We start from the raw sequence: 24,287 nt of genomic DNA on the forward strand, positions 1-24,287 counted from the left end.
TAGCCGCATTCTTGGCCCGGCTGCGGCACTTCCACAGCGCAATGTTCTTCCGAAATCCTGACCGCGCGGCGCGCTATGACCATCGGGGCCAAACTTACCCCACAGAAAATCGCGCCGGAATCAAGAACCAGAGCGACGAGACCAAAAAAGCCACCAGCAACAACCTATCAAGAAGCGAGTTTCTTCGCAGATAGAAACCCAGGCCCCAAAAAACTCCGGCCAACGCCAATGCCTGCGCCAGCAGCAGCGCTGAAAAAGCCCCAACGATGAAGCGCCCCCCAGCCCAGAGGGGCGCATGGACAGACAATAGATACATATTGACGGCAGCAAGGGTAGCTGCCGCCGCTGCGTAGAAAATCCACCGCGCGCAGTGCAGCGGGGAGGCCACTATCGGAGCCCTCTGGAATAAAGGTATGCCGCTAGCTCCCGCCGCCGACGCTTGCCCTCCTCGGTGTTGGGAGCGTAGTAAAAATGGCCTGACGCTTCGACCATCTGCTTTCCCAAACTCGGTGTAGACAGCAACAACTTTTCACGGCTCATACCTGCATACAACGGATCACCTTGAGCTGTCAGGTCCACGACGATGACGTTTTTGATCGCCGGTGTTGTTTTCACTTGCTGCAGAAACTTCCCACCAATAGGAGAGCCGATCAGGACCAGATGATTGACAACGGTACCCCCAGCTCCGTAATTAATCGCGACCTGCGCGGCCACAAGAGACCCGTAGGAGTAGCCGATGAGGTTGAACTGAGTGCCGCTTTGTGGAAATTTATCGAGCGGCACTTGAATGACAGATTTTCCGGCACGAAAAACATCCACGCCGATGGCGGCATCTGCAAGGGTGCCACCAGACCACTTCCTTGGATCCACGGAAATCAGTTGGACATTTTTCTCTGCAAACGCCCTCACCATGTCCAAGATATAGCCTCCGTCCATTCCAGCGCCCCCAAAAAAAAGATTTCCCGTAATCTTTTCGCCAGGAACGAAGAACCTCGACAGTGAGGCGGCTCCCGCCACTGGAGGGCTCAAATCACGAATTTTCAGAAGGCTTTGGTTTTCTTTGAAGTTCCAGGCATCGAATCCGGCAGCCCCCGGCTCAAGCCCCATCGGGCCAGGGGTCGAACCACGTGGCATGTAGTCTCGCAACAAACACGCGGGTTCGCCCGAGAACGACTCATCCACTAATTTGGTCCCCATCGGACCCGGCACTACGTATTGCGTCAAGGCAGCTCCTAAGTCGAATGGGGCGCTAGCCTAAATTCACCGACGAACATTGGCACGGGTTTTTTGCAACCGAAAGTAGCCTTTACGAGGGGTAACGGCTCGCCCACGCTAGTGCCCCTCCCTTGTACCGGGTGAACAATGTTTACCTTGGGCAAGCAGCGCACCATGACACGGCAACGCTCAACCACCCACCACCGCCCGCCAAATCTCCCCCGCGTGCGAAACCGCAAACAACACCAGCCCGATCAACCCACCCACCACCGTCCCATTGATCCGGATGTACTGCAGATCTTTGCCGATGTTCAGCTCAATCAGCTGCGTCATCTCCTCGGTATCCCACCGCCGCACGGTGTCCTCAATGTGCTGAGCAATGAACGCCGACACGTCCGGCGCCAGGCCCTCTGCCCATCGCTCCAGCCGGTCATTGAAGGACTGCCGCAGCGCCGCATCCCCCGCCAGCGACTCCCCCAGCCACAATCCCAGCTTGCCCACCTGCCGCGCCAGCACCGAATCGGCATTCGCCAGATCACGCTGCAAGACGCCACGCAGGTCCAGCCACAAGGTCTGCACATAGCCGCCCACCGTGGCGTCGGTCTGCAACCAGGTGCGGATCTCCTCGCCCTTGCGCTCCCATTCCGGGTCGCTGCGCAGGCGCTCGAGAAAGCGCTGCACCGCCACATCAAACTGCGCACGCAGTGCGTGCTGCGGGTTGGCGGCCACATCGGCCATCAGGCTCTCCAGCGCGCGGGCCAGCAGGGCCGAGCCCTTGTCGCCCAGCCAATCGCTGGGCAGCAATTTCTCGGTGCGCGGGTGGTCCTTCTTGAGCCAGGCCACGATGGACTGCGCGACCCAGGTGCGGGTTTGCTCGTTCTGCAGCAGTTCGATGAGCTTGGCCAGCACGTCGTCCAGCAGCGCCTGGTGACGGCCGTTGTGGGTCAGGGTGTCGAGCACCGCTGCCAGGGCACGCGACATATCCACCTGCCCGATCAAGGCACGCGCGGCCTTGTGGATGAAGCGCTCCACCTGCGCGTCCTGCACCGTCTCCAGCGCAGCCGATGCCAAGCGCGTGGCCTGGTGGCCCAGCAGCGCGGCGTTGCCTGGCGCCGCGAGCCACTGCGCCAGCCGCTCGGCCGGGTCGTGCCGGCGGATCAAAGACACCAGCGAGGGCACGTCCAGGAACTTGTCGCGCACAAAGGTGGCGAGGTTGCGGCCGATGCGCGCCTGGTTGCGCGCAATGACCGCCGTGTGCGGAATGGGCAGGCCCAGCGGGCGCCGGAACAGCGCCACCACCGCAAACCAGTCCGCCAGCGCACCCACCATGGCGGCCTCGGCCATGGCTTTCACGCAGTTGAGCAGCAGGCCGCGTTCGACCACGCTGGTGGCGATGAATACCGCCGTCACCAGCAGCAACAGTCCCAGCGCCTGCCGTTTGGCACGCCGCAGGGCGACGGTTGCGCCATCAGTCTCTGGCGTCATCCGGGCCAGCCCGCCGACCAAGACCCCAATGCGTCAGGCAGCCGCCGCAATCTGTTCCAGCGCTTTCGACAGATGGCCCACGCTGCGGTCCACGTTGTGCCACTTCTCCAGGCCAAACAGGCCAATGCGGAAGGTCTTGAAGTCCGGCCCCTCATCGCACTGCAGCGGCACGCCCGCAGCAGTCTGCAAGCCGACTTCCAGGAACTTCTTGCCGTTCTGGATGCCCGGGTCAGTGGTGTAGCTCACCACCACGCCAGGCGCCTTCCAGCCCTCGGCGGCCACACTGGGGAAGCCGCGCGATTCGAGCAGCGCGCGCACCTTGGCGCCCAGTTCGATCTGCTCGTCACGCACCTTGGCAAAGCCGTAGGCGCGCGTCTCGGCCATCACCTCGGACAGGCGCACCAGCGCGTCGGTGGGCATGGTGGTGTGGTAGGCGTGCTGGCCCTTTTCGTAGCCCTCGGCAATCTGCATCCACTTCTTGAGGTCGCACGAGAAGCTGCTGCTCGTGGTGCCCTCAATGGCCTCGCGCGCACGCTCGCTCAGCATCACCATGGCGCAGCAGGGCGAGCCGCTCCAGCCCTTTTGCGGCGCACTGATGAGCACGTCCACGCCGGTGGCCTGCATGTCCACCCACATCGCGCCCGAAGCGATGCAGTCAAGCACGAACAGCGCGCCCACCTCATGGGCAGCGGCCGTCAACGTGCGGATGTAGTCGTCCGACAGGATGATGCCGCTGGCCGTCTCCACATGCGGCGCGAACACCACCTTGGGTTTTTCGGCGCGGATGGTGGCCGCCACCTCGTCGGCCGGGCACGGCGCCCAGGGCGCCTGCGGGACATCGCCCTGGCGGCGCGCCTTGCACACCACCGCGCCGCCGCCCAAGCCGGTGTCGGCGTCAAAGATCTGGCTCCAGCGGTAGCTGAACCAGCCGTTGCGCACGATGAGCACCTTCTGCTTGTTGGCGAACTGGCGCGCCACGGCCTCCATGCCGAAGGTGCCGCTGCCGGGCACCAGCACAGCGGTGTGGGCGTGGTAAACCTCTTTGAGCGTGCCCAGAATGTCCTGCATCACGCCGGTAAAGCGCTTGGACATGTGATTGAGCGCGCGGTCGGTGTAAACCACCGAAAATTCGAGCAGGCCATCGGGGTCGATATCGGGCAAAAGGCCGGGCATAGGGGAGTCTCCGCGTGTGAAACTGAGGGGGGAAAAGGGACGATCAGGTCAGCTTATCATGGCCCCGCGCCACCCCAAGGCCGCGCGCCATGCAGCAAAAACCCTTCCGATTCCTGCCCACCGCACTGCCTGGCATCGAAGCGATGCAGGCCGACTCCCGCCTCGTCTTCGGCAGGCACATGCACTTGCAGTTCGGCCTGGGCGTGATCGAGCGGGGTGCGCAGAAATCGGCCAGCGGCCGGGGGATTGTGGAATCGGGCCCAGGCGACACCATCACGGTCAACCCCGGCGAAGTCCACGATGGCATGCCGCTGGATGAGCGTGGACGCGCCTGGCGCATGCTCTACCTGGAGCCCTCCCTGGTGGCGCCGTTGGCGGCCGATGTGCATCCGGGCCCGCTCGGCTCCGCCTTCGAATTCCATGCTCCGACGATGCGCGATGCGCGGCTGGCGGCCCAGGTACTGGCGCTGTTCGACGCGGCCACCCACCGCCCCAACCACTCGGCCGCAACGCTGCATGTGGAGGAATGCTTGTTGCAGGTGCTGGGCGGCCTGCTGCGACCGAAGGGCCACCAACAATCCGCCGCGTCCATCACCAGGGCTCGCACCATGATGGACGACGATCCCACCGCGCCCTGGAGCCTCGCGCAACTGGCCGATGCAGCAAGTTTGAGCCGCTACCAGCTCGTGCGCCAATTTGCCCAGGCCACGGGCCTCACGCCACACGCCTACCTGCTGCAGCGCCGACTGCAGCTTGCGCGCCATCTGATGGGTGCGGGTACGCCCCTCGCCGATGTCGCCGCAGCCAGTGGCTTTGCCGACCAAAGCCACCTGACGCGCCTCTTCACGCGCAGTTTTGGCATCACACCCGGGGCCTACGTTCGCGCACGCGGCTGACAGCCCGGTCCCTGCAATTTCGTTCAAGACCCTTGTGCGGGGGTTGGCGGATGCTGCGGGCATCGCCACTTCACACCGCCGCCGTGCGGCCTCTCGCCATGGGCATCGAATTTCTCATCACCTCTCTCATCGTGGTCGTCTCGCCGGGGCCAGGAGCCCTGCTGACCGTGGCGGCCGGGCTCTCGGGCGGCGCTCGGGCTGCCGCCGTGACGGCGCTGGGCTGCACGCTCGGCATCGTGCCGCACCTGCTGGCGGCGATCACCGGGCTGGCCGCACTTCTCAACGCCAGCGCCACGGCATTCGAAGTCCTGCGCTACGCGGGGGTCGCCTACCTGGTCTACATGGGCTGGGCCACGTGGCGCTCGCCCGCCACACTGGAGGTCCGCACTGACGCGCCCGCACGCGCAGCCGGTGGGCGTATCGCGGAAGCCATGCTGATCAACCTGCTCAACCCCAAGCTGTCGCTGTTCTTCCTCACCTTTCTGCCGCAGTTCATCGCACCGGGTGAAGCGCAGCCCGCGTGGCGCATGCTCCAGCTCTCGCTGGTCTTCATGGCCATGACCTTTGTGGTGTTCTTGGGCTATGGCGTCTTTGCCGCCCGGTTTCGTGACCAGGTGCTGCAGCGCCCCGGCACGCTGGTGTGGCTGCGCCGCGGCTTTGCGGCCGCGTTTGTCGGGCTCGGCGCAAAGCTCGCCCTGATGCACCGATAGGCACCACCGTGTCAGGTGCCGTGCTGCTTCACCAGGTATCGATGCAACGTGGACCCAGCGGCGCCACCTGCGCCGATGCCAACCCCCGCGCCAGCCAGGCCCGCGTGTCCGCCGGGTCGATCACCGCGTCGATCTCCAGCGTGGCGGCCATGTGCATCGCCTCGCCGTTGGCGTAGGACTTGGCCAGCAGCTTGGCAAACAGCGCGTCGCGCTCGGCGCCCTCGGGCAGCGCCTCCAGCTCCTTGCGAAAGCCCAGGCGCACGGCGCCTTCGAGCCCCATGGCGCCGAACTCGCCCGTGGGCCAGGCGACAGTGAACACGGGCGCATGAAAGCCCCCGGCCGTCATGCCCATGGCGCCCAGGCCGTAACCCTTTCGCAGCACCACGCTGAAGGTGGGTACGCGCAGGCTGGCGGCGGTGACGAACAGACGGCTCACATGGCGCACCTGGGCCGTGGCTTCGACCTCGGGGCCGACCATGAAGCCGGGCGTGTCCACCAGGCTCACGATGGGCAGGCCATGCGCGTTGCACAGCTGCATGAAGCGCGCGCCCTTGTCGGCCGCATCGGCGTCGATGGCGCCGCCCAGGTGTTGCGGGTTGTTGGCCAGCAGGCCCACGGGGCGGCCTTCGATGCGCGCCAGCGCGGCGTGGATGCCCGCGCCAAAGCCGGTGCGCAGCAGCAGCAGGCTGCCGTCGTCCACCAGGCCCGCCATCGCCGTGCGGGTGTCGTACACGCGCAGGCGGTTCTCGGGCACCACGGCGCGCAGCAGGCGCTGGTCGGGTGCAGACCACTGCGATGTACGGCCTTGGAAGAACGACAGATAGTGGCGCGCGGCCAGCACCGCTCCAGCCTCGTCATCGACCAGCACGTCGATCACGCCGTTGGCATGCTGCACGCTGCTCGGTCCGATCTGCTCGGGCTTGAAGACGCCCAGCCCACCACCTTCGATCATGGCCGGGCCGCCCATGCCGATGTTGCTGACGCGCGTGGCAATGATCACGTCGCTGCAGCCGAGCAGCGCCGCGTTGCCCGCAAAGCAGCGCCCCGCGGCGATGCCGATGACTGGCACCTGGCCCGACAGCGCCGCGTAGCTCGCAAACGTGTGCACATGCAGCCCCGCCACCACGGGCATGTCGGTGTCGCCCGGGCGCCCGCCGCCGCCCTCGGCGAACAGCACCACCGGCAGCTTCTGCGCCAGCGCGATGCCGAGCATGCGGTCGGTCTTGGCGTGGTTGCGTGCGCCCTGCGTGCCCGCGAGCACGGTGGCGTCGTAGGACATGACCACAGCGCGGGATTTCTCTTCGCCAAACAGTGCACCGTTGATGCCGCCAATGCCCGTGACCATGCCGTCGGCGGGCGTGTTGGCAATGAGGTCTTCCTTGCTGCGGCGGCGCGCCTGTGCGGCGATGGCGAGGGCACCATATTCGATGAAGCTGCCGTCGTCGCACAGGTCGGCAATGTTCTCGCGCGCGGAGCGGCCGCCTTGCGCGTGGCGCTTGGCCATGGCGTCGGGGCGCGCGGCGTCGAGCGTGAAGGCGTGGCGGTCGATCACGCGTTGCAGGTCGGCGCGGATGTGGTCGGGGTCGTGCGCAGCGCTGCCCTGCACTTCGACATCGGCCGCATCATCCACCGCGTCCAGCACCAGCAGCGGCTGCCCCTGCGCGACGTAGCCACCGGCCACGGCCAGCAGCGCGCCGACGCGGCCCGCGTGTGGGGCCAGCAGCACATGCTCCATCTTCATGGCTTCGAGCACGGCCAGCTCGGCGCCGGCAGCGACCACGTCGCCCTCGGCCACGCTCAGCTGCACCAGGCGGGCGGGCATGGGGGCCAGCACGGCACCTTCGGGTGCAGGCATTGAGAAATTTGAGTCTTTTTGGCCGCTAGCGCTTGATAGATAAGCGCTGGAAGCTATGTTTTTGGAAGCACCCAGCAATTCAGGCAACACGGATTCCAGCCAGCGCGTGTGCACCTGCTGGCTCTCCATCTCGGGCCGTGTTGCCAGCGCCTGCAGCAGCGCGAGGTTGGTGGCCACACCGTCGATGCGGCACTCGGCCAGCGCGCGCTGCGAGCGGCGCAGCGCATCCGCAAAGCGCGGGCTGCGCGTGTGCACGATGAGCTTGGCCAGCAGCGTGTCGTAGTGCGGCGACGGCGAGGCGCCTGCTGCGCCGTGCGTGTCCACGCGCACGCCGGGGCCTGCGGGCAGGTCAAAGCGACTGAGCGTGCCGCTGCCTGGGGTGGCGTTGCCCTGTGCGTCCAGCGTTTCGGCGTTGATGCGCCACTGCACGGCAAAGCCCAACACGGCAGGCGGTGCGGCAGGGTCGAGGCCGATGTCCTGCAACGTGCGGCCTGCGGCCAGTGCGATCTGCGCCTGCACCAGGTCCACGCCGGTGACCTCTTCGGTGATGGTGTGCTCCACCTGCAGGCGTGGGTTGCATTCGATGAACACAAACGGCAGGTCGTTCGAGGCCAGGTCCACCAGGAACTCGAACGTGCCCAGGCCCTCGTAGGCCACGGCCCGCGCCATCGACAAGGCAGCGGTGGTGATCCGCTCGCGCAGCGCTGCGGGCAGCGAAGGGCTGGGCGCGATCTCCACCACCTTCTGAAAGCGCCGCTGCAGCGTGCACTCGCGCTCGCCCAGCGCGATCACCTCGCGCCCGTCGCCCAGCACCTGCACCTCGATGTGGCGCGCGTTGTCCATCAGGCGCTCCACGTACACGCCGTCCACACCAAAGGCGGCCTGCGCCTCGCTGCGGCAGCGCGCGTAGGCAGCGGGCAAGTCATCGGCCGACGCCACCGCACGCATGCCCCGCCCGCCGCCGCCACCGATGGCCTTGATGACGATGCCGGCATGGGCGTGCTGCGCGAAGAAGGCCTGGGCCTCCTCCAGAGACACCGCCGCCTGCGTGCCGGGCATGAGCGGCACGCCCTGCTGCTGCGCCAGCGCACGGGCCTGCGCCTTGTCGCCGAACAACGCGAGCTGCGCAGGCGTGGGGCCGATGAAGCGCAGCCCGGCCTCGGCACACGCGCGGGCGAAGTCGGCGCGCTCGCTCAAGAAGCCGTAGCCCGGGTGCACGGCATCGCAGCCCTGCGCCTGGGCAATAGCAATGAGGCGCGCACCGTCCAGGTAGGCGGCCGGGCCGGTGGCGCCCAGCGCCACGGCCGCACTGGCTGCGTGCACATGGGGGCTGGCGGCGTCATCGTCGGCATACACGGCCACGCTGGCAATGCCGAGGTCGTGCAGGGCGCGCACAGTGCGCAGTGCGATTTCGCCCCGGTTGGCAACCAGCACTTTGGTGAACAGAACAGAAGATGGCATGGGGCAGTCGCTCTATTTTTTATAGCTGCCAGCGCATATTCAACTAGCACCGGCAGCCAGTTTTTCACTCATTCAAGCAATATCACGCAGCAGGCGGCGCAACACCTTGCCCGCGCCCGTGGCGGGCAGCGCGTCGATGAAGCGCACCTCGCGCGGGGCTTTGTAGGGCGCCATGTTTTCACGGCACCAGGCCACCAGGCCAGCGGCATCCACGTCCTGGCCAGGCTTCTTGACGATGAAGGCGCGCACCACCTCGCCCTTTTCCGCATCGGGCACGCCAATCACGGCGGCCTGGGCCACGGCGGGGTGCTTGATGAGCAGGGTCTCGACCTCTTCGGGGAACACGCTGTAGCCCGACACCTTGATCATTTCCTTGAAACGGCCGATGAAGGTGACATAGCCGTCCGCATCGATCTTGCCCATGTCGCCGGTGTAGACCCAGCCGTCCCGCAGCGTCTTGGCCGTGGCCTCGGGCTTGTTCCAGTAGCCCTTGAAGTTGCCGGGGCCGTGGATGGTGATCTCGCCCACCTCGCCAACGGCCAGCGGCGTGCCGGTGTCGGGGTCGACGATGCGGATGGTGTTGCCCGGCACGGGCTTGCCCTGGGTGCCCCAGCGGATGGCGTCCACCGGCATGGCAGTGTCCACGGTGTGAGTTTCGGACAGGCCATAGGCCGCCTCGTGCGAAATGCAGTTCGGCGCGAGCTGCTGCCACTGCTGGGCCAACGCCTCGGTGAAGGTGATGCCAAAGCTGGTGACCGGGTTGCGGCGCAACGCGCTCCAGTCCATGTCGCGTGCGCCGGGCACCTGCATCAGGGCGCCATTCATGGGTGCAATGCTGTACCACCAGGTCACGCGGTGGCGCTCCAGCGCCTGGGCCACGCCCAGCGGGTCAAAGCGGTACAGCAGCACGGCCGTCGCGCCGGTGTAGACCGGCAGGTTCACGCCCATCACCATGCCGGCGATGTGGTACAGCGGTGCCACGGCCAGCAGCGTTTCGTGCGGCGTCATGCCATTGCAGTCCGCCGATGCAGCGGTCTTGAAGGTAGCGTTGCCGTAGCTCAGCATGGCGCCCTTGGGCAGTCCGGTGGTGCCCGAGGTGTAGGTCATGAGCGAGACGTCGTCCATCGCCAACGCCACGGGCACAGGCCGTGCGCCGGTGCGCGTGGCGGCCAGGAAGTCTTCGCAGCCCGCAGGCACCGGCGCCATGGCGGCGCGCATGGCCAGCAGCTCGGCGGGTACGTCGATGCTGGGCGCGCCCTCGGGCAGCAGTTCGGCATAGCGCACCACAAACACCTGCTGCAGCGCGGTCTTGGCGCGCACCTTGTCCACCACGGGCAGCAGCACATCGGCCGCGACGATCACGCGCGCCTGCAGGTCGGTGAGCTGGTATTCCAGCTCGTGCTCCTTGTTCAGCGGCCCACAGGGGCAGACGATGGCGCCGATCTTCTGGATGCCGTAGTGCGCCATCACGTACTGCGGGCAGTTGTTCATGAACAGTGCCACGGGCTCGCCCTTGGCCACACCCAGCGCCTGCAGGCGCGCGGCAAATGCATCGCTGGCCGCATCAAGCTGCGCCCACGTGAGGGGCTGCCCGTACCAGAGGTAGGCGATGCGGTCGGGCGTTTCGCGCGCGTGGCGGCGCAGGTGTTCGTGCAGCGGCAGCTGCGGTGCGGCAGAAGGCATGGCGTTGTCTCCGAGGTGTCTGGAATCGCTGGTTCTTGGCGGCCACTCAGGGTTTTCTCTGAGCGCCCTCACCCGCCAGCGTCTTGCCAATATATACCGCTCGGTAGAACAATGCTACCCATGGGTATAACTTCAACGTCGCGCAAAGGACACCGATGAACCAGCAGCCCCCCGTGCAGGCCAGCGGCCGCCAGAAGGCCGCCACGGCCGGGTCGGACGAGAAGCGCGAGCGCATCTTGCGCGCGGCCGAGGCGCTGTTCGATGCGCAGGGCTACGCCAACACCACCATCGAGCAGATCGTGCAGCAGCTGGGCGTGACCAAGCCCTTTGTCTACTACTACTTCCGCAACAAGCAGGAGATCTTCGAGACGCTGTCGTGGGCGCCTGCCGTGGCGTGCTTCACGGCGATGGACTTTGCGCCGGACGATGACCGCCCCGCGCATGTGAAGGTGACCGAGGGCATCGAGCGGCTGATCCACGCCACGCTGGAGCACCACCCTTCGGCCTTCTTCCCCTACCGCGAGCCGCAGGTGTACCGGCCCGAGTACCTGGCGGCGCAGAAGGATCTGGCAAACCACTTCTACGACAAGCTGTGCGCACTGCTCGAGGAAGGCCGCAAGGACGGCATGTTCGAATTCAACGACACCAAGATCACCGCCCTGGCCGCCTGCAGCCTGCCCGGCTTTCTCTACAACTGGTACCGCCCTGACGGCCGCCTGTCGCAAGACGAGGTGGCGCGGGAGCTGGCGCAGCTGGCCTGGCGCGTGCTGGGGCTGCGGCGCACCCGCAAGCGCAACCCGGCCTGACGCCAGCGGCTGCGTTACGCCCCTTCCCAAGCACGACAACCAACGGAGACAAAACCCATGAAAACCGTGTTTCTCACCCCCCTGGCCGCTGCGGCGGCGTTGCTGATCGGCACGGCCGCCAGCGCGCAGGAAACCTTCAAGGTCGCCTACATCGACCCACTATCCGGCCCGTTTGCCAATGTGGGCGAACTGATGCTCACGCACACGCAATACGCCATCGAGGACATCAACGCCAAGGGCGGCGTGCTCAAAGGCACCAAGCTGCAGTTGCTGCAGTTTGACAGCAAGCTTTCCGCGCAAGAGAGCCAGAGCGCGCTGCAGGCCGCCATCGACCAGGGCGCCAAGGCCATCGTGACGGGCGGCTCGGGCTCGTCCGTGGTCACGGCGCTAGTGCAGGCGGCTGCGCGCCACAACCAGCGCAACCCGGGCAAGGAAATTCTGGTGCTGAACCACTCCTCCATCGACCCCGAGCTGACGGGCAAGGCCTGCAACTTCTGGCACTTCCAGTTCGAGGCCAACACGGCCATGAAGATGAAGGCCATCGCCAACTACATCAAGAAGCAGCCGGACATCAAGAAGGTGTACCTGCTGAACCAGGACTACGCCCATGGCAAGCAGTGGGCGCACTATGGCCGCGAGATGGTGGGCCTGGCGCGGCCCGACATCCAGTTTGTGGGCGAGGCGCTGCACCCCATCGGCCGCGTGAAGGACTTTGCACCCTACCTTGCCAAGGTCAAGAGCACCGAGGCCGACTCGGTCATCACCGGCAACTGGGGGCAGGACATGACGCTACTGCTCAAGGCGGCGGGCGATGCGGGCTACAACCTGCGCTACTTCAACCACAGCGCGGGCTCCATCCCCGGCACGGTGCTGGCCGTGTCACAGGCCAAGCAAGGCCAGCTGACCTGGGTGGCCGAATGGCACCCCGGCCAGGCCGAGACGCCCAAGGTGGATGCGCTGGCCAAGACCTACAAGGCCAAGACAGGCAAGGACTTCCTCGCGCCACGCATCGAGATGACGCCCCGCTTCCTCGCCGCCGCCATCAACAAGGCCCAGTCCACCGACCCGGTGAAGGTGGCCCGCGCGCTGGAAGACCTGACCCTCGAATCGGTGGTGGGCCCCGTGCGCATGCGCGGCGAAGACCACCAGCTGCTGCTGCCCCAGGTGGTCAACACCATTGCGCCGGTGGACGGCAAAGCCGTGAAGGTAGGCTGGGAGGGCACGAACTACGGCTTCCGCACCGATGCGTCCTACACCGGCAATGAGCTGGCGCAAGGCACGGATTGCAAGATGAACAGACCGTAGCCCCCCCCTGAGTCGCCTTCGGCGCCTTCCCCCTCGGGGGACGACGCCCTCGCTGCGGGGCGGCCCTTGCTCGGCGTCCCTGACCGAGGCAGCGCCCATTTCGCCGGCCGAGGGCATTGCAGCCGCAGGGGATGCCAACGCGACTAATATGGCCGGCCATTCATTGACCCGACCCACAAGGACCGCGCCCATGCCCGACTTTCGCAGCGACACCGTCACCCAGCCCACGCCCGCCATGCGCGAGGCCATGTTCAAGGCCCCGCTGGGCGACGATGTGTTTGCCGACGACCCCTCGGTGAACGCACTGCAGGACCATGCGGCCGAGCTGCTGGGTTTTGAGGCCGCACTGTTCGCCCCCTCCGGCACGCAGACCAACCTGATCGCGCTGTGGGGCCACTGCCAGCGCGGCGACGAGGCCATCGTGGGCCAGAGTTGGCACACCTACCGCTGGGAGGCGGGCGGCATGGCCGTGCTGGGCTCCATCCAGCCCCAGCCGGTCGAGACCCAGCCAGACGGCATGCTGCGCGTGGCCGACATCGCGGCCGCCATCAAACCGGACGACCCGCACTTCGCGCGCACCCGCCTCGTGGTGCTGGAGAACACGACCGGCGGCCAGGTGCTGCCGCCCGCCTACATCGCCGAGGTGGCACAACTGGCGCGCAGCCGGGGGCTGGCCATGCACCTGGACGGCGCACGCATGTTCAACGCTGCCACGGCCAATGCCGCGCGCAACGGCACCGACGTGTACGACGAAGCGCGCTCGCTGTGCAGCCACTTTGATTCCGCATCGCTGTGCCTGAGCAAGGGCCTGGGCGCACCCGTGGGCTCGCTGGTGCTGGGCTCGCGCGACTTCATCCGCCAGGCTCGCCGCACCCGCAAGATTTTGGGCGGTGGCATGCGGCAGGCGGGTGTGCTGGCGGCTGCTGGCCACTACGCGCTGCAGCACCATGTTCGGCGCCTGGCGGAAGACCACGCCCGCCTGGACCGGCTGGCGCAAGGGCTGGCTGAAGCCAACCGCAGCCACCCTGTGCTGCAGGGCAAGCTCACCGTGCTGCCGTGGCAGACCAACATCCTCTTCACCGACCTGCACGCAGAGGTGGCCCCAGCCTTCACCGCCTGGCTGGCGCAGCACGGCGTGCGCGTCACCAGCAGCCTGTATGGCGGCGCCACCCGGCTGCGCTGGGTGACGCACCTGGATGTGAGCGAGGCGGACGTGACGGCAGCGCTGGATTGCGTGGCGCGCTTCACGCTGCCGGGCTGAGCCCGCTCAGGCGGCGGGGTAGGTCCGTCCACCAAACACGCCGGTGCCCACGCGCACCAGCGTGCTGCCCGCCTGGATGGCAGCCTCCAGATCGGCCGTCATGCCCAGGGACAGGGTGTCGAACTGTGCCAGGCCCGGCTCCTTCAGTGCGGAAATTGAGTCAAAAAGTGCTTTTGCGCGCATGTGGATTGCCAGTTGCGCTTCAAATTCAGGAGCATGGTCGGGAATAGCCATGAGCCCCCGAACCACCAGCCGTGGCAGTTTTGCGACAGCCCGCACCAGCTCCAGTGCATCGGCGGGCACCACGCCCGATTTGGTGGGGCCGCCGTCGATATTGACCTGGATACATATATGCAACGGTGGCAGTGGCTCCGGGCGCTGGGCCGACAGGCGTTCGGCGATCTTGAGCCGGTCCACCGTGTGCACCCAGTCGAAGTGCTCGGCCACGGGGCGGGTCTTGTTGCTCTGGATGGGGCCGATGCAATGCCACTGCAGTGCCACATCGGGCAGGGCCGCCCGCACGGCGGCGATCTTGTCCACGCCTTCCTGGATGTAGTTTTCGCCAAAGGCGCGCTGGCCAGCGGCCACCGCTTCCAGCACCGCGTCGGCGCCAAAGGTCTTGGAAACGGCCAGCAGGCCGACGCTGGCCGGATCGCGCCCAGCGGCCGTGCACGCCTGCGCCATCCTGCCCAGAACCTGTTGGAGGTTGTTAGCAATCGTGGTCATAATGTTTGGCAAGCGTACCAAACGATAGAGGGACTCCGTGGACATCACCCAACTGCTCGCGTTCAGCGTCAAGAACAAGGCCTCCGACCTGCACCTCTCCGCTGGTCTGCCGCCCATGATCCGGGTCCACGGCGACGTACGGCGCATCAACGTCGATGCGCTGGACCACAAGACAGTGCACGCCATGGTGTACGACATCATGAGCGACTCGCAGCGCAAGACGTATGAAGAGTTCCTGGAGGTGGACTTTTCCTTCGAGATCGAGGGCCTGGCCCGTTTTCGCGTCAACGCCTTCAACCAGAACCGGGGCGCGGCCGCCGTGTTCCGGACGATTCCGAGCAAGATCCTGACGCTGGAGCAGCTCAACGCCCCCAAGATCTTTGGCGATCTGGCCCTGAAGCCACGGGGCCTGGTGCTGGTGACCGGCCCCACGGGCTCGGGCAAGTCCACCACGCTGGCGGCCATGGTCAACTACCTCAACGAATCCGAATACGGCCACATCCTTACGGTGGAAGACCCGATCGAGTTCGTGCACGAGTCCAAGAAGTGCCTGATCAACCAGCGCGAAGTGGGGCCGATGACGCTGTCGTTCGCGGCGGCCCTGAAGTCTGCGTTGCGCGAAGACCCGGACGCCATCCTGGTGGGCGAAATGCGCGACCTCGAAACCATCCGCCTGGCCATGACGGCGGCGGAAACGGGCCACTTGGTCTTTGGCACGCTGCACACGTCCAGCGCCGCCAAGACCATCGACCGGATCATCGACGTGTTCCCCGCCGAGGAAAAGGAAATGGTCCGCGCGATGCTGTCCGAATCGCTGCAGGCCGTGATCTCTCAGACGCTGTGCAAGACCAAGGACGGCTCGGGCCGCGTGGCCGCGCACGAGATCATGCTGGGCACCAGCGCCATCCGCAACCTGATCCGCGAAGCCAAGGTGGCGCAGATGTATTCCACCATCCAGACCAGCAACAGCGTGGGCATGCAGACACTGGACCAGAACCTGACGGACCTCGTCCGGCGCAACATCATCAGCCCGGCCGAGGCGCGTGCCAAGGCCAAGATCCCCGAGAATTTCCCTGGCTGATCCGCGACCATCCATGTACCTTGCGACCCCACCAACGGCCGCATACCGGAGCACCGTATGAAAGGCATTCTGAGCCTTCTGAAAATGAAAACCCGCAGCGGCAAGACGGGGGACGACAACACGGATTCCGTGCTGTTCTCCACCGCGTTTGCGGGCCAGGGCGTGGACGATTCGATGCTGGTGCCCTGGGAGGCCCGCGCCGTCGAAGTGGGTGCCAAGCGCCTGCCCACCAGCCGCGGCGGCAAGCTGCTGCAGGGCCTGTGGGCCAAGGACAAGTACATGGCGCACCTGGACAAGGACGCCGTGGAGCGCATGGAGCGCTTCTTCGAATTTGCCGCCATCCCCTCCAACCGCGACGTGATCCGCCAGGACGAGTACGGCAACTTCATGGTGGTGCTGCTCACCGGCACCATTGCAGTGGACCGGGTTCAGCCCTGGGGCGAGCAACTGCGCCTGGCCGAGACCCGCCCGGGCGACATCCTGGGCGAGATGTCGCTGCTGGACAGCGGCATCCGCTTTTCGGCCTGCACCACACTCACCGACTGCGAGATCGCGGTGCTCTCCGCCGAGGCCATGGACGACATGATGAGCAAGGACCCGCAGCTTGCCGCCAGCCTGATTGCGCTGCTGGCCCGCAAGCTGTCGCTGCGCCTGCGCGTGGTGAGTGCCCGTCTCAGCGACAACCAGAAGTGATGCAGGTGATGCAACAACCCAAGACCCAGACCCATGAGCGTCCGACAGACGACGACCACCCCCGGGAGAAATTCTGATGGAACGCGATCAGGCCAGTAAATTCATCAACGACCTGCTCAAGCTGATGGTCAGCCGCAATGGCAGCGACTTGTTCATCACGGCAGAGTTTCCACCGGCCATCAAGGTCGATGGCAAGGTGACCAAGGTGTCGCCACAACCGCTCACACCCACCCACACGCTCACGCTGGCGCGCTCTGTGATGAGCGACAAGCAAGTGGCCGACTTTGAACGCACCAAGGAGTGCAATTTCGCCATCTCGCCCGCCGGCATCGGCCGCTTCCGCGTCAACGCCTTTGTCCAGCAGGGCCGGGTTGGCATGGTGCTGCGGACGATCCCGCTCACGCTGCCCACCATCGATGGCCTGGGTGTGCCGCAGGTGCTCAAGGAAGTGACGATGACCAAGCGCGGCCTGTGCATCCTGGTGGGTGCCACGGGCTCGGGCAAGTCCACCACGCTGGCCGCCATGGTGGACTGGCGCAACGAGAACTCGTTCGGCCACATCATCACGGTGGAAGACCCGGTGGAATTCGTGCACCCGCACAAGAACTGCGTGGTGACGCAGCGCGAAGTGGGCCTGGACACCGACAGCTGGGAAGCGGCGCTGAAGAACACGCTGCGCCAGGCGCCCGATGTGATCCTGATGGGCGAAATCCGCGACCGCGAGACCATGGAACACGCCGTGGCCTTTGCCGAAACCGGTCACTTGTGCCTGGCCACGCTGCACGCCAACAGCGCCAACCAGGCGCTGGACCGGATCATCAACTTCTTCCCCGAAGAACGCCGTGCGCAGCTGCTGATGGACCTGTCGCTCAACCTGCGCGCCATGGTGTCGCAGCGCCTGATCCCCAAGCAGGACGGAAAGGGCCGTGCGGCTGCAGTGGAGGTCATGCTCAACACGCCGCTGATCTCCGATTTGATCTTCAAGGGCGAGGTCTCCGAGATCAAGGAGATCATGAAAAAGAGCCGCAACCTGGGCATGCAGACCTTCGACCAGGCGCTGTTCGACCTGTACGAGGCCAATGTGATCAGCTACGAAGACGCTCTGCGCAACGCCGACTCGCTCAACGATCTGCGCCTGCAGATCAAGCTCAACAGCCAACGCGCTAAGTCCCCCGACCTGGCCCAGGGCACCGAGCACTTTGCGATTGTCTGACCGGGGCTGCCGCGACTCTCAGGGCCCGTCGCCCCTGCTTCACCCCCTTTTCGCCCGCCCTCTTGGGCGGGTTTTCATTTCACGAACCCGTTAACCCTTCTCCGCTACCGCCATGCCAAGCACCAATCCCCGCACCTACGACGCCACCCCTTCCCGCAAGGTCGCCTTCCTGGGCCTGGGGGTGATGGGCTACCCCATGGCCGGGCACCTCGCCCTGGCCGGACATGAAGTGACGGTGTATAACCGCACCGCTGCTAAATCAGTAGCATGGTGTGCAGAGTACGCAGGCGCAAAGGCCCCAAAACATGCCGCAACGCCGCGCGAGGCGGCTGCGGGCGCCGACATCGTGTTCTGCTGCGTGGGCAACGACAACGACCTGCGCTCGGTGACCCTGGGAGCCGATGGTGCATTTGCGGGCATGCAGCCCGGCGCCATCTTTGTGGACCACACCACGGCCTCGGCCGAAGTGGCGCGCGAGCTGTACGCGGCTGCCAAGGCGCAAGGCCTGCAGTTTGTCGATGCGCCCGTCTCGGGCGGCCAGGCAGGTGCACAGAATGGCCAGCTCACGGTGATGTGTGGTGGCGACGCCGCGGCTTTTGATGCGGCCCAGCCCGTGGCCATGGCGTTTTCGCGCGCCTTCACGCTGCTGGGCGAGAGCGGCTCGGGCCAGCTGGCCAAGATGGTCAACCAGATCTGCATTGCCGGGCTGGTGCAGGGCCTGTCCGAAGCCGTGGCCTTTGGCCAGAACGCGGGGCTGGACATGAAGCAGGTGCTGGACGTGATCGGCAAGGGCGCCGCCCAGAGCTGGCAGATGGACAACCGGGGCAAGACCATGGTGGACGGCAAGTTCGACTTCGGCTTTGCCGTGGACTGGATGCGCAAGGACCTGGGCCTGGTGCTCGACGAGGCCAAGCGCAACGGCTCGCGCCTGCCGGTGACGGCGCTGGTGGACCAGTTCTATGCCGATGTGCAGCAGATGGGCGGCAACCGCTGGGATACCTCCAGCCTGATCAAGCGGTTGAAGTAAGAAGCCCCCCTGAGGCGCTTCGCGCCATCCCCCCAAGGGGGGACGCCCCCGGCGCGGCGGGGCGGCCCTTGCGCGGGGGCACGGGCACTGGTCACGCCAGTTTCATGGTGCAGCGCGCAATGCGAAGCCTCAAGTAAAAAGTCCCGAACTACGCTACGCGGTTCGGGACTTTGGCATTGGAGTCAGATGTTGTCGCCCTCAGCCCTCAGCCTCCTGCGGGCTGGGTGTCCGTCGTCACCGGCGCGGGCTGGGGCGCGATGCGGCGCAGCTCTTCTTCCGACACGATCTCGAACACGCGCACGACCTTGCGCACATCACTCACGCCGCGTGCGATCTCGGTGGCGCGGTTGGCTTCGCGCTGCGACACCCGGCCCATCAGGTACACGATGTTGCGCTCGGTCACCACCTTGAAGGAGTTGGCCGAGATGTCCTGGGCGTCCACCAGGCTGGCGCGCACCTTGCCGGTGATGAAGGTGTCGTTGGAGCGCTGGCCCAGCGTGGTGTTCGGCATCACGGCCAGGTCGTTCACCACCGAGCGGGTGTTCTCCACCTGCGAGACGATCTGCTCCACGGTCTGGCGGTCCTGGGCATTGGGCACCTCGCCGGTCAGCAGCGCCTGGCGGTTGTAGCTGGTCACGTTGACGTGGACGCGGTCGCCCAGGGTTTCGCGGATGCGGTTGGCCGCACGCAGCTCGATGCCCTCGTCTTCGATCTGGGTGCCGGTGGTGCGGCGGTCCACGGCCATCACGCCGCCCACCACAGCACCACCCACGATCAGCGGGGCGCAGGCCGACAAGCCTGCGGCCAGCGCAGCGGCGGCCAGCACCGTGCACACGGTGCGGCGGGTACGGGCCAGGGTTGGGTTGTTCATCACGGAATCTCCTGTTCACCAAGTAACTGGGCATCCACGCCGTCGCACAGGCAGTGCAGCGCCAGGGCATGGACTTCACGCACGCGCGCTGCGCGGTCGTGGGGGACACTGATCAGTACGTCGGTCTCGCGCAGCAAGGCGGCCAGCTTGCCGCCGGTGCGGCCGGTCAGCACCACCACGGTCATGTCGCGCTCATGGGCGGCTTCGGTGGCGGCCAGCAGGTTGGCGTCGTTGCCGGTGACCGACAGGGCCAACAGCACATCGCCCGCCTGGCCCAGCGCCCGCACCTGGCGGGCAAACTGCTGGGCCGCATCCTGGCTGGCCGCTGCGGCAGCCGTCAGCAAGGTGCTGTCGGCGGTCAGCGCCAGGGCGGCCAGCTCCGGCCGCTCCCGCTCAAAACCAGCTACACAGAAGGCGGCAAACTGCTGGGCTTCGGCAGCCGAGGCCCCATTGCCACAGGCCAGCACCTTGCCGCCGCTGGTCACGCAGGCGAGCACGGCCTGCACGGCGGCAGCGATGGGGTGGCTGAGGGCTTGCGCGGCCTGGTACTTCAGGTCGGCGCTGTCGATGAAATGCTGTTGGATGCGTTGCTCAAGCATGAGGGCCCGATGATACCCGCCGCGTGTTACAGCTTTTGTAGCAAACCGTAGCCACCTGCATGGCTCTGGGGCACAACCCCCTGCGCGGCGGTCAGGCCCGGATGCGCGCTACTGCGCATCAAACGCGGCCTGGAGCCACGACACCGATGCGCCTTGCACCAGCACCACATCAAACCGGCAAGGCGGCGGCGATGGCAGGCGCATCAGATACTGCCGCGCCGCAAACACGATGCGCTGCTGCTTGGTGGCGCTGATGCTGGCCCCGGCGCCGCCAAAGGCCTGGCTGCTGCGGCTGCGCACCTCCACAAACACCAGCGTGCCATCCCGCGCGCGCATCACCAGGTCAATCTCGCCCCCGCCGCGCCCGGGCGTCCGATAATTGCGCACCACCAGCTGCAGGCCCGCCGCCTGCAGGTGGGCCAGGGCCTGGTCTTCGGCAGCATTGCCCCGATCCCGCGTCGTGGCGGCTGGGGTGGTCGCAGCGGCTTGGGCAACCCGGCCTGGTGCGCTGTCCGCTTGTCTTTTTTCAAGGAATTTCATTGAGCGCCTCTTTCGCTTCAGCCCTGGGCGCCGCACGCGATGCAGCGGCTGCGCAGCATTATCCCGAGGGCGCGCTGTACATCGTGGCCACGCCCATCGGCAACCTGGCCGACATCACGCTGCGCGCGCTGCATGTGCTGCAGCTGGCCGACACCGTGGCCTGCGAGGACACGCGCCACACCCAGGCGCTGCTGCGCGCCTATGGCATCGACAAAGGCGCGGCCCAGCTGCTGGCCGTGCACCAGCACAACGAGGCCGAGGCCGCACAGGCCGTGGTGCAGCGGCTGCAGCAAGGCCAGCGGGTGGCCTATGTGAGCGACGCAGGCACCCCGGGCGTGAGCGACCCTGGCGCCCGCCTGGTCGCGGCCGTGCACGCTGCGGGCCTGCGCGCCCTGCCCCTGCCCGGCGCCAGCAGCATCACCACGGCCCTCAGTGCGGCCGGTGCCGTGGCCCACAGCGCCGAACATGGCGGTTTTGTGTTTGCCGGTTTTCTGCCCGTGAAGAATGCGGAGCGCGCCAGCGTGATTGCGCAACAGCTGGCCGCCGAGCCCCGCTGCGTGGTGCTGCTCGAAGCCCCCCATCGCATTGGCGAACTGGCCCAGGCCCTGGGCGTGCTGGGCACGCGCCCGGTAACGCTGGCGCGCGAGCTGACCAAGCAGTTTGAAGAAATCACCACCCAGCCCGCCCAGGCCCTGACGGCCTGGCTGGATGGCTCGCCCCAGCGCTCGCGCGGCGAATTCGTGGTGTTGCTGCACCCCGTGCCTGTGGCGGGCAACGACGGCGAAAGCCTGCGGGTGCTGCGCCTGCTGCTGGCCGAGTTGCCGCTGAAAAGCGCTGTGCGCCTGGCGGCCGACATCACCGGCGCGTCGCGCAATGTGCTGTACGACACGGCCCTGGCGTGGAAGCGCGACGGAGCGAACGGCACCGACGCCGAATCCGACGCAGCCGACTGAACCCAACCTCCGGTGTCGGCGGTCGCGGCACCAAAAAATCTTGGTCAAAATGGCCGCCTCCGCGCGACCATCAATCCTTGATAGCTATTTATTTAATAGCAATCAACCCACCAGCAATCCCGCAGCCAAAGCCCCGCCACAGGGGCCTCAGCCCGACACCGCCAGGCCTGCCGCCACACCACCAAACAGATCGCCTTCGACCTGTGGCGTGCTGGGGAAGGCAGCCTTCAGCGCCTGCCGCAACGGCCGCAGCGCCGACGAGCCCCCGGTGAGGTAAATCGCCTGCAGCCCCTGCCCGGCCAGCCCGGCGCTGCGCACACAGTCCTGCGCGCAGGCCACCACCTGCGCCAGCGGCTGTTCCAGGAACTGCGCCAACCCCTGCGACGTCACCGCCGCCGCCAGGTCGGGCTCGATCCAGTCCAGCGGCATGAGCGCATCGGCGTCCGACAGCGAGGCAGCAATCTTGGCCTGTTCCACCGTGTTGGCCAGGCGGTGGCCCAGGCGCTCGTTCAGCACCCACATCAGCCGCCCATGCAGGCGCGCGTCGGCATAGTCGGTGCGCAGGTTCTGCGCGTCGCGCAGGGCCCGGGGCGCATACAGCCACTGGATCAGGTGCCAGGTGGACAGGTCGAAGAACACCCGGCTCGGCACCTCGCGCCCCGTGGGCCCGGTGTGGCGAAAGCCCAGAAGCGGCATGAGCAGGTCCAGGCTCAGGCGGCGGTCAAAGTCCGTGCCGCCGATGTGCACACCCGTGGTGGCCAGCACATCCGCGCTGCGGTCTGCGCGGGCCATGCGCTCGGGGCCCAGGCGCACCACGGTGAAGTCCGACGTGCCCCCGCCAATGTCCACCACCAGCACCAGCGACTCGTGCGCAATGCGCTGCTCGTAGTCCAGCGCCGCCGCAATGGGCTCGAACTGGAACGACACGTTCTCGAAGCCCGCCCCCAGCGCCGCCTGGCGCAGTGCGTCTTCGGCCTGCTGGTCGCGCTCGGCATCGCCGTCCACAAAATGCACGGGGCGACCCATCACCACACGCGCAGGGAGGCCGCCCAGCTCTTCGCGGGCCTTCTGCGCCAGCATGCGCAGGAACAGGCTGATGATGTCCTGGTAGCTCACCATCTTGTTGTGCACGGCCGTCTTGTCCTGCAGCAGCGCGCTGCCCAGCAGGCTCTTGAGCGAGCGCATCAGGCGCCCCTCGGTACCCGCCAGGTACTGCCCCACGGCATCGCGCCCAAAGTGCGTGCTGTGGTCCTCGCCATTGAAGAACAGCGCCGTCGGCAGCGTGTGCGCCGCCCCCTCCAGCGCAATCATCCGCGCAGGGCCCGCGCCTTGTCGCACCGCCATGGCGGAATTGGAAGTGCCAAAGTCGATACCGAGGGTGGTGTCGTGCAGAAGGGGCATGGGAAACGTGCGGGGGATACTGAAGGGAGAACGCGATGCGGCGGACCAGGCCGTCCGCCATGTCTGCGCAGCGAAGGCAACACCGGCCCGATGGCAGGCGACACAAGGAAAAGAGGCCTGCGCCCACCACCGGCACCGTCATGGCGATGCGTGAAATTGAAAAAGCCCTTGATTCTTTCAAATCAAGGGCTTTTGTTTGGTGGCCTGGGGCGGAATCGAACCACCGACACAAGGATTTTCAAGACAACGCCCAGTTTCGGAGTAGCTGCGCCCAAGCCTAAGAATTGTAACGATTTTTCGCAATCCGTCTGTACCTCCCCGGGTGCTTCCGAACTGACCGCCGAACCTTCCGTCCGGCCCACCTGACGAGCCACCATTTTTCCAATCAAATCAATGCGTTGGCGTTGCCGCCTCCGAACCCGCCGACCGAGCACCCTCCGTGACACCGGAGGTTCTCTTCGTGGTAACTCCCGCTGTTCCCTGCTGCATAGGCATCGGGCAGAATTCGGCCAATTGCAGTCATCATCCACCGTCGGTTGTGGAGTAGGGTAGTGCCCGTGCGGCCACGCAACAAGAACTGACTCCTGGAAAGGTAAGCTCAATGGCAACGACGTCTTCGCCTACCACCACCTACCTCCGCAGGTACACGGATCTGCCTGCGCTGCTGCATCTATTGACCGAGCGGAAGCTGACATTGCTTGATCCCAAGACCTGGGACGACAAGAACGATGCCTTCTTCATCTCGCTGTACAAGGAAAAGAAGAAGCTGAAGACGGTTCTAGGCTTATGCTTTTCGCAGACGTCCGAGACGTATCATCATTGGCGCGTTTTTTCCAACGGACCAGCCGGCGTCTGTATTGTGTTTGATCGAGACGCGCTTTTGACGGCAATGAAGAAGGTTCATGGGCTGTCTACTGGCAGCATGAATTACATGACTCTCGCTGACGCCAGGAAGAAGACCGTTAGGATCTCAGAACTACCTTTTCTGAAGCGAAACGGATTCAAGCCAGAGAGAGAGTTCCGGGCAATTTTCGAATCTTCAACGGTCGATCTCCCGGCGCTGAGCGTAGATATTCCCCTCGCCTGCATTCGCAGTGTGTCTCTAAGTCCCTGGATGCACAACAGCTTGTCAGCGTCTACCGTCGCCGCCATCCGATCAATCAATGGCTGTGCCAAGCTTAAGGTCTCTCGATCCACATTGATTTCCAATGAGCAGTGGAAGGCCATTGGAATGGCCGCTACCTAGATGCCTACCAGGCGGCATTGGGCCCGGAGCTGTCTTTCAACCAAGACCTACAAAGCCATCACCTGATGATGTACTTGTATGGCATGG

General features: G+C 65.9%; 22 protein-coding genes. 11 read left to right on the top strand and 11 right to left on the bottom strand.

Translation table 11 applies throughout. From position 1 onward, the window contains the following. Positions 1-94: 94 nt before the first annotated feature. From CBY09_RS10760 to CBY09_RS10775, 4 genes are all read right to left on the bottom strand, one after another. Positions 95-388: a hypothetical protein gene (locus CBY09_RS10760; protein ID WP_094289292.1), complete on the bottom strand. Its 294-nt coding sequence runs from the start codon at positions 386-388 to the stop codon at positions 95-97. After that, complete coding sequence (locus tag CBY09_RS10765) at positions 388-1,224, bottom strand: hypothetical protein (protein ID WP_133066272.1); 837 nt, start codon at positions 1,222-1,224, stop codon at positions 388-390. The genes CBY09_RS10760 and CBY09_RS10765 overlap by 1 nt, the downstream gene beginning before the upstream one ends. A 180-nt stretch (positions 1,225-1,404) precedes the next feature. Further along, positions 1,405-2,700, bottom strand: coding sequence for a DUF445 domain-containing protein (locus CBY09_RS10770; protein ID WP_094289296.1), 1,296 nt, complete (start codon positions 2,698-2,700; stop codon positions 1,405-1,407). 33 nt (positions 2,701-2,733) lie between these two features. Continuing rightward, positions 2,734-3,873, bottom strand: coding sequence for an aminotransferase class V-fold PLP-dependent enzyme (locus tag CBY09_RS10775; protein WP_094289298.1), 1,140 nt, complete (start codon positions 3,871-3,873; stop codon positions 2,734-2,736). An 89-nt stretch (positions 3,874-3,962) separates the two neighbouring features. Between CBY09_RS10775 and CBY09_RS10780 the strand changes: the two genes are divergently transcribed. Beyond that, the gene (locus CBY09_RS10780; RefSeq protein ID WP_094289300.1) at positions 3,963-4,769 is read left to right on the top strand and encodes an AraC family transcriptional regulator; all 807 of its coding nucleotides are present in this window, start codon (positions 3,963-3,965) and stop codon (positions 4,767-4,769) included. Positions 4,770-4,852: 83 nt separating this feature from the next. Continuing rightward, positions 4,853-5,479 carry a LysE family translocator gene (locus CBY09_RS10785; RefSeq protein ID WP_338025246.1) on the top strand — a complete coding sequence of 209 codons (627 nt, stop codon included), beginning with the start codon at positions 4,853-4,855 and terminating at the stop codon, positions 5,477-5,479. Between the two features lie 28 nt (positions 5,480-5,507). Here the strand turns inward: CBY09_RS10785 and CBY09_RS10790 are convergent, their stop codons facing one another. Both CBY09_RS10790 and CBY09_RS10795 read right to left on the bottom strand, forming a co-directional pair. Beyond that, on the bottom strand, positions 5,508-8,780 hold the full coding sequence (locus CBY09_RS10790; RefSeq protein ID WP_094289458.1) for an acetyl-CoA carboxylase family protein: 3,273 nt from the start codon (positions 8,778-8,780) through the stop codon (positions 5,508-5,510). Positions 8,781-8,867: 87 nt separating this feature from the next. Beyond that, the gene (locus tag CBY09_RS10795) at positions 8,868-10,478 is read right to left on the bottom strand and encodes an AMP-binding protein (RefSeq protein ID WP_094289304.1); all 1,611 of its coding nucleotides are present in this window, start codon (positions 10,476-10,478) and stop codon (positions 8,868-8,870) included. A 155-nt stretch (positions 10,479-10,633) separates the two neighbouring features. On the opposite strand from CBY09_RS10795, the gene CBY09_RS10800 reads away from it, so the two are divergent. The 3 genes from CBY09_RS10800 (at position 10,634) to ltaE (ending at position 13,850) form a co-directional block, all read left to right on the top strand. Beyond that, complete coding sequence (locus CBY09_RS10800; protein ID WP_094289306.1) at positions 10,634-11,284, top strand: TetR/AcrR family transcriptional regulator; 651 nt, start codon at positions 10,634-10,636, stop codon at positions 11,282-11,284. Between the two features lie 57 nt (positions 11,285-11,341). Next, positions 11,342-12,589: a branched-chain amino acid ABC transporter substrate-binding protein gene (locus CBY09_RS10805; protein ID WP_094289308.1), complete on the top strand. Its 1,248-nt coding sequence runs from the start codon at positions 11,342-11,344 to the stop codon at positions 12,587-12,589. A 190-nt stretch (positions 12,590-12,779) separates the two neighbouring features. Beyond that, positions 12,780-13,850 (top strand): low-specificity L-threonine aldolase, encoded by a 1,071-nt coding sequence (gene ltaE / locus CBY09_RS10810; RefSeq protein WP_094289310.1) that lies wholly within the window; start codon positions 12,780-12,782, stop codon positions 13,848-13,850. A 6-nt stretch (positions 13,851-13,856) separates the two neighbouring features. On the opposite strand, the gene CBY09_RS10815 is transcribed toward ltaE, so the two are convergent. Continuing rightward, on the bottom strand, positions 13,857-14,576 hold the full coding sequence (locus CBY09_RS10815) for a YggS family pyridoxal phosphate-dependent enzyme (RefSeq protein WP_094289312.1): 720 nt from the start codon (positions 14,574-14,576) through the stop codon (positions 13,857-13,859). Between the two features lie 37 nt (positions 14,577-14,613). On the opposite strand from CBY09_RS10815, the gene CBY09_RS10820 reads away from it, so the two are divergent. The 4 genes from CBY09_RS10820 (at position 14,614) to CBY09_RS10835 (ending at position 18,590) form a co-directional block, all read left to right on the top strand. After that, positions 14,614-15,657, top strand: a complete 1,044-nt coding sequence (locus tag CBY09_RS10820) for a type IV pilus twitching motility protein PilT (protein ID WP_094289314.1) — start codon at positions 14,614-14,616, stop codon at positions 15,655-15,657. 57 nt (positions 15,658-15,714) lie between these two features. Continuing rightward, positions 15,715-16,350, top strand: coding sequence for a cyclic nucleotide-binding domain-containing protein (locus tag CBY09_RS10825; RefSeq protein ID WP_063459228.1), 636 nt, complete (start codon positions 15,715-15,717; stop codon positions 16,348-16,350). Between the two features lie 76 nt (positions 16,351-16,426). Further along, on the top strand, positions 16,427-17,563 hold the full coding sequence (locus CBY09_RS10830) for a PilT/PilU family type 4a pilus ATPase (protein WP_094289316.1): 1,137 nt from the start codon (positions 16,427-16,429) through the stop codon (positions 17,561-17,563). 112 nt (positions 17,564-17,675) lie between these two features. Continuing rightward, the gene (locus tag CBY09_RS10835; RefSeq protein WP_094289318.1) at positions 17,676-18,590 is read left to right on the top strand and encodes an NAD(P)-dependent oxidoreductase; all 915 of its coding nucleotides are present in this window, start codon (positions 17,676-17,678) and stop codon (positions 18,588-18,590) included. A gap of 205 nt (positions 18,591-18,795) precedes the next feature. Here CBY09_RS10835 and CBY09_RS10840 read toward each other — a convergent pair whose 3' ends face one another. The 3 genes from CBY09_RS10840 to CBY09_RS10850 all read right to left on the bottom strand — a co-directional run bounded on the left by CBY09_RS10840 (position 18,796) and on the right by CBY09_RS10850 (position 20,600). Next, the gene (locus tag CBY09_RS10840; RefSeq protein ID WP_094289320.1) at positions 18,796-19,461 is read right to left on the bottom strand and encodes a BON domain-containing protein; all 666 of its coding nucleotides are present in this window, start codon (positions 19,459-19,461) and stop codon (positions 18,796-18,798) included. Beyond that, a complete protein-coding gene (locus tag CBY09_RS10845) occupies positions 19,461-20,060 on the bottom strand; it encodes an SIS domain-containing protein (protein ID WP_094289322.1) in 600 nt (199 codons plus the stop codon). Before CBY09_RS10845 ends, CBY09_RS10840 begins: the two co-directional genes overlap by 1 nt. 108 nt (positions 20,061-20,168) lie before the next feature. After that, positions 20,169-20,600 carry a YraN family protein gene (locus CBY09_RS10850; RefSeq protein ID WP_094289324.1) on the bottom strand — a complete coding sequence of 144 codons (432 nt, stop codon included), beginning with the start codon at positions 20,598-20,600 and terminating at the stop codon, positions 20,169-20,171. Between CBY09_RS10850 and rsmI the strand changes: the two genes are divergently transcribed. Further along, positions 20,600-21,553, top strand: coding sequence for a 16S rRNA (cytidine(1402)-2'-O)-methyltransferase (rsmI, locus tag CBY09_RS10855; protein ID WP_094289327.1), 954 nt, complete (start codon positions 20,600-20,602; stop codon positions 21,551-21,553). The two genes, CBY09_RS10850 and rsmI, sit on opposite strands and share 1 nt — an antisense overlap. A 147-nt stretch (positions 21,554-21,700) precedes the next feature. Here the strand turns inward: rsmI and CBY09_RS10860 are convergent, their stop codons facing one another. Further along, complete coding sequence (locus CBY09_RS10860) at positions 21,701-22,954, bottom strand: Hsp70 family protein (protein ID WP_094289329.1); 1,254 nt, start codon at positions 22,952-22,954, stop codon at positions 21,701-21,703. Positions 22,955-23,555: 601 nt separating this feature from the next. Here CBY09_RS10860 and CBY09_RS10865 point away from each other — a divergent pair. Continuing rightward, positions 23,556-24,200: a DUF2971 domain-containing protein gene (locus CBY09_RS10865; RefSeq protein WP_094289331.1), complete on the top strand. Its 645-nt coding sequence runs from the start codon at positions 23,556-23,558 to the stop codon at positions 24,198-24,200. Positions 24,201-24,287: the final 87 nt, after the last annotated feature.

Source organism: Acidovorax kalamii, assembly GCF_002245625.1.
Taxonomy (GTDB): Bacteria; Pseudomonadota; Gammaproteobacteria; order Burkholderiales; family Burkholderiaceae_C; genus Acidovorax; species Acidovorax kalamii.

Bases quoted from the DNA above. Each gene is read 5' to 3' on its own strand.
- CBY09_RS10795 (WP_094289304.1), bottom strand. From the start codon at position 10,478: ATGCCTTCTGCCGCACCGCAGCTGCCGCTGCACGAACACCTGCGCCGC.
- CBY09_RS10830 (WP_094289316.1), top strand. From the start codon at position 16,427: ATGGAACGCGATCAGGCCAGTAAATTCATCAACGACCTGCTCAAGCTG.
- CBY09_RS10815 (WP_094289312.1), bottom strand. From the start codon at position 14,576: ATGACCACGATTGCTAACAACCTCCAACAGGTTCTGGGCAGGATGGCG.
- CBY09_RS10805 (WP_094289308.1), top strand. From the start codon at position 11,342: ATGAAAACCGTGTTTCTCACCCCCCTGGCCGCTGCGGCGGCGTTGCTG.
- CBY09_RS10800 (WP_094289306.1), top strand. From the start codon at position 10,634: ATGAACCAGCAGCCCCCCGTGCAGGCCAGCGGCCGCCAGAAGGCCGCC.
- CBY09_RS10775 (WP_094289298.1), bottom strand. From the start codon at position 3,873: ATGCCCGGCCTTTTGCCCGATATCGACCCCGATGGCCTGCTCGAATTT.
- CBY09_RS10850 (WP_094289324.1), bottom strand. From the start codon at position 20,600: ATGAAATTCCTTGAAAAAAGACAAGCGGACAGCGCACCAGGCCGGGTT.
- CBY09_RS10825 (WP_063459228.1), top strand. From the start codon at position 15,715: ATGAAAGGCATTCTGAGCCTTCTGAAAATGAAAACCCGCAGCGGCAAG.
- CBY09_RS10770 (WP_094289296.1), bottom strand. From the start codon at position 2,700: ATGACGCCAGAGACTGATGGCGCAACCGTCGCCCTGCGGCGTGCCAAA.
- CBY09_RS10780 (WP_094289300.1), top strand. From the start codon at position 3,963: ATGCAGCAAAAACCCTTCCGATTCCTGCCCACCGCACTGCCTGGCATC.
- CBY09_RS10845 (WP_094289322.1), bottom strand. From the start codon at position 20,060: ATGCTTGAGCAACGCATCCAACAGCATTTCATCGACAGCGCCGACCTG.
- CBY09_RS10865 (WP_094289331.1), top strand. From the start codon at position 23,556: ATGGCAACGACGTCTTCGCCTACCACCACCTACCTCCGCAGGTACACG.
- CBY09_RS10840 (WP_094289320.1), bottom strand. From the start codon at position 19,461: ATGAACAACCCAACCCTGGCCCGTACCCGCCGCACCGTGTGCACGGTG.
- CBY09_RS10835 (WP_094289318.1), top strand. From the start codon at position 17,676: ATGCCAAGCACCAATCCCCGCACCTACGACGCCACCCCTTCCCGCAAG.
- CBY09_RS10860 (WP_094289329.1), bottom strand. From the start codon at position 22,954: ATGCCCCTTCTGCACGACACCACCCTCGGTATCGACTTTGGCACTTCC.
- ltaE (WP_094289310.1), top strand. From the start codon at position 12,780: ATGCCCGACTTTCGCAGCGACACCGTCACCCAGCCCACGCCCGCCATG.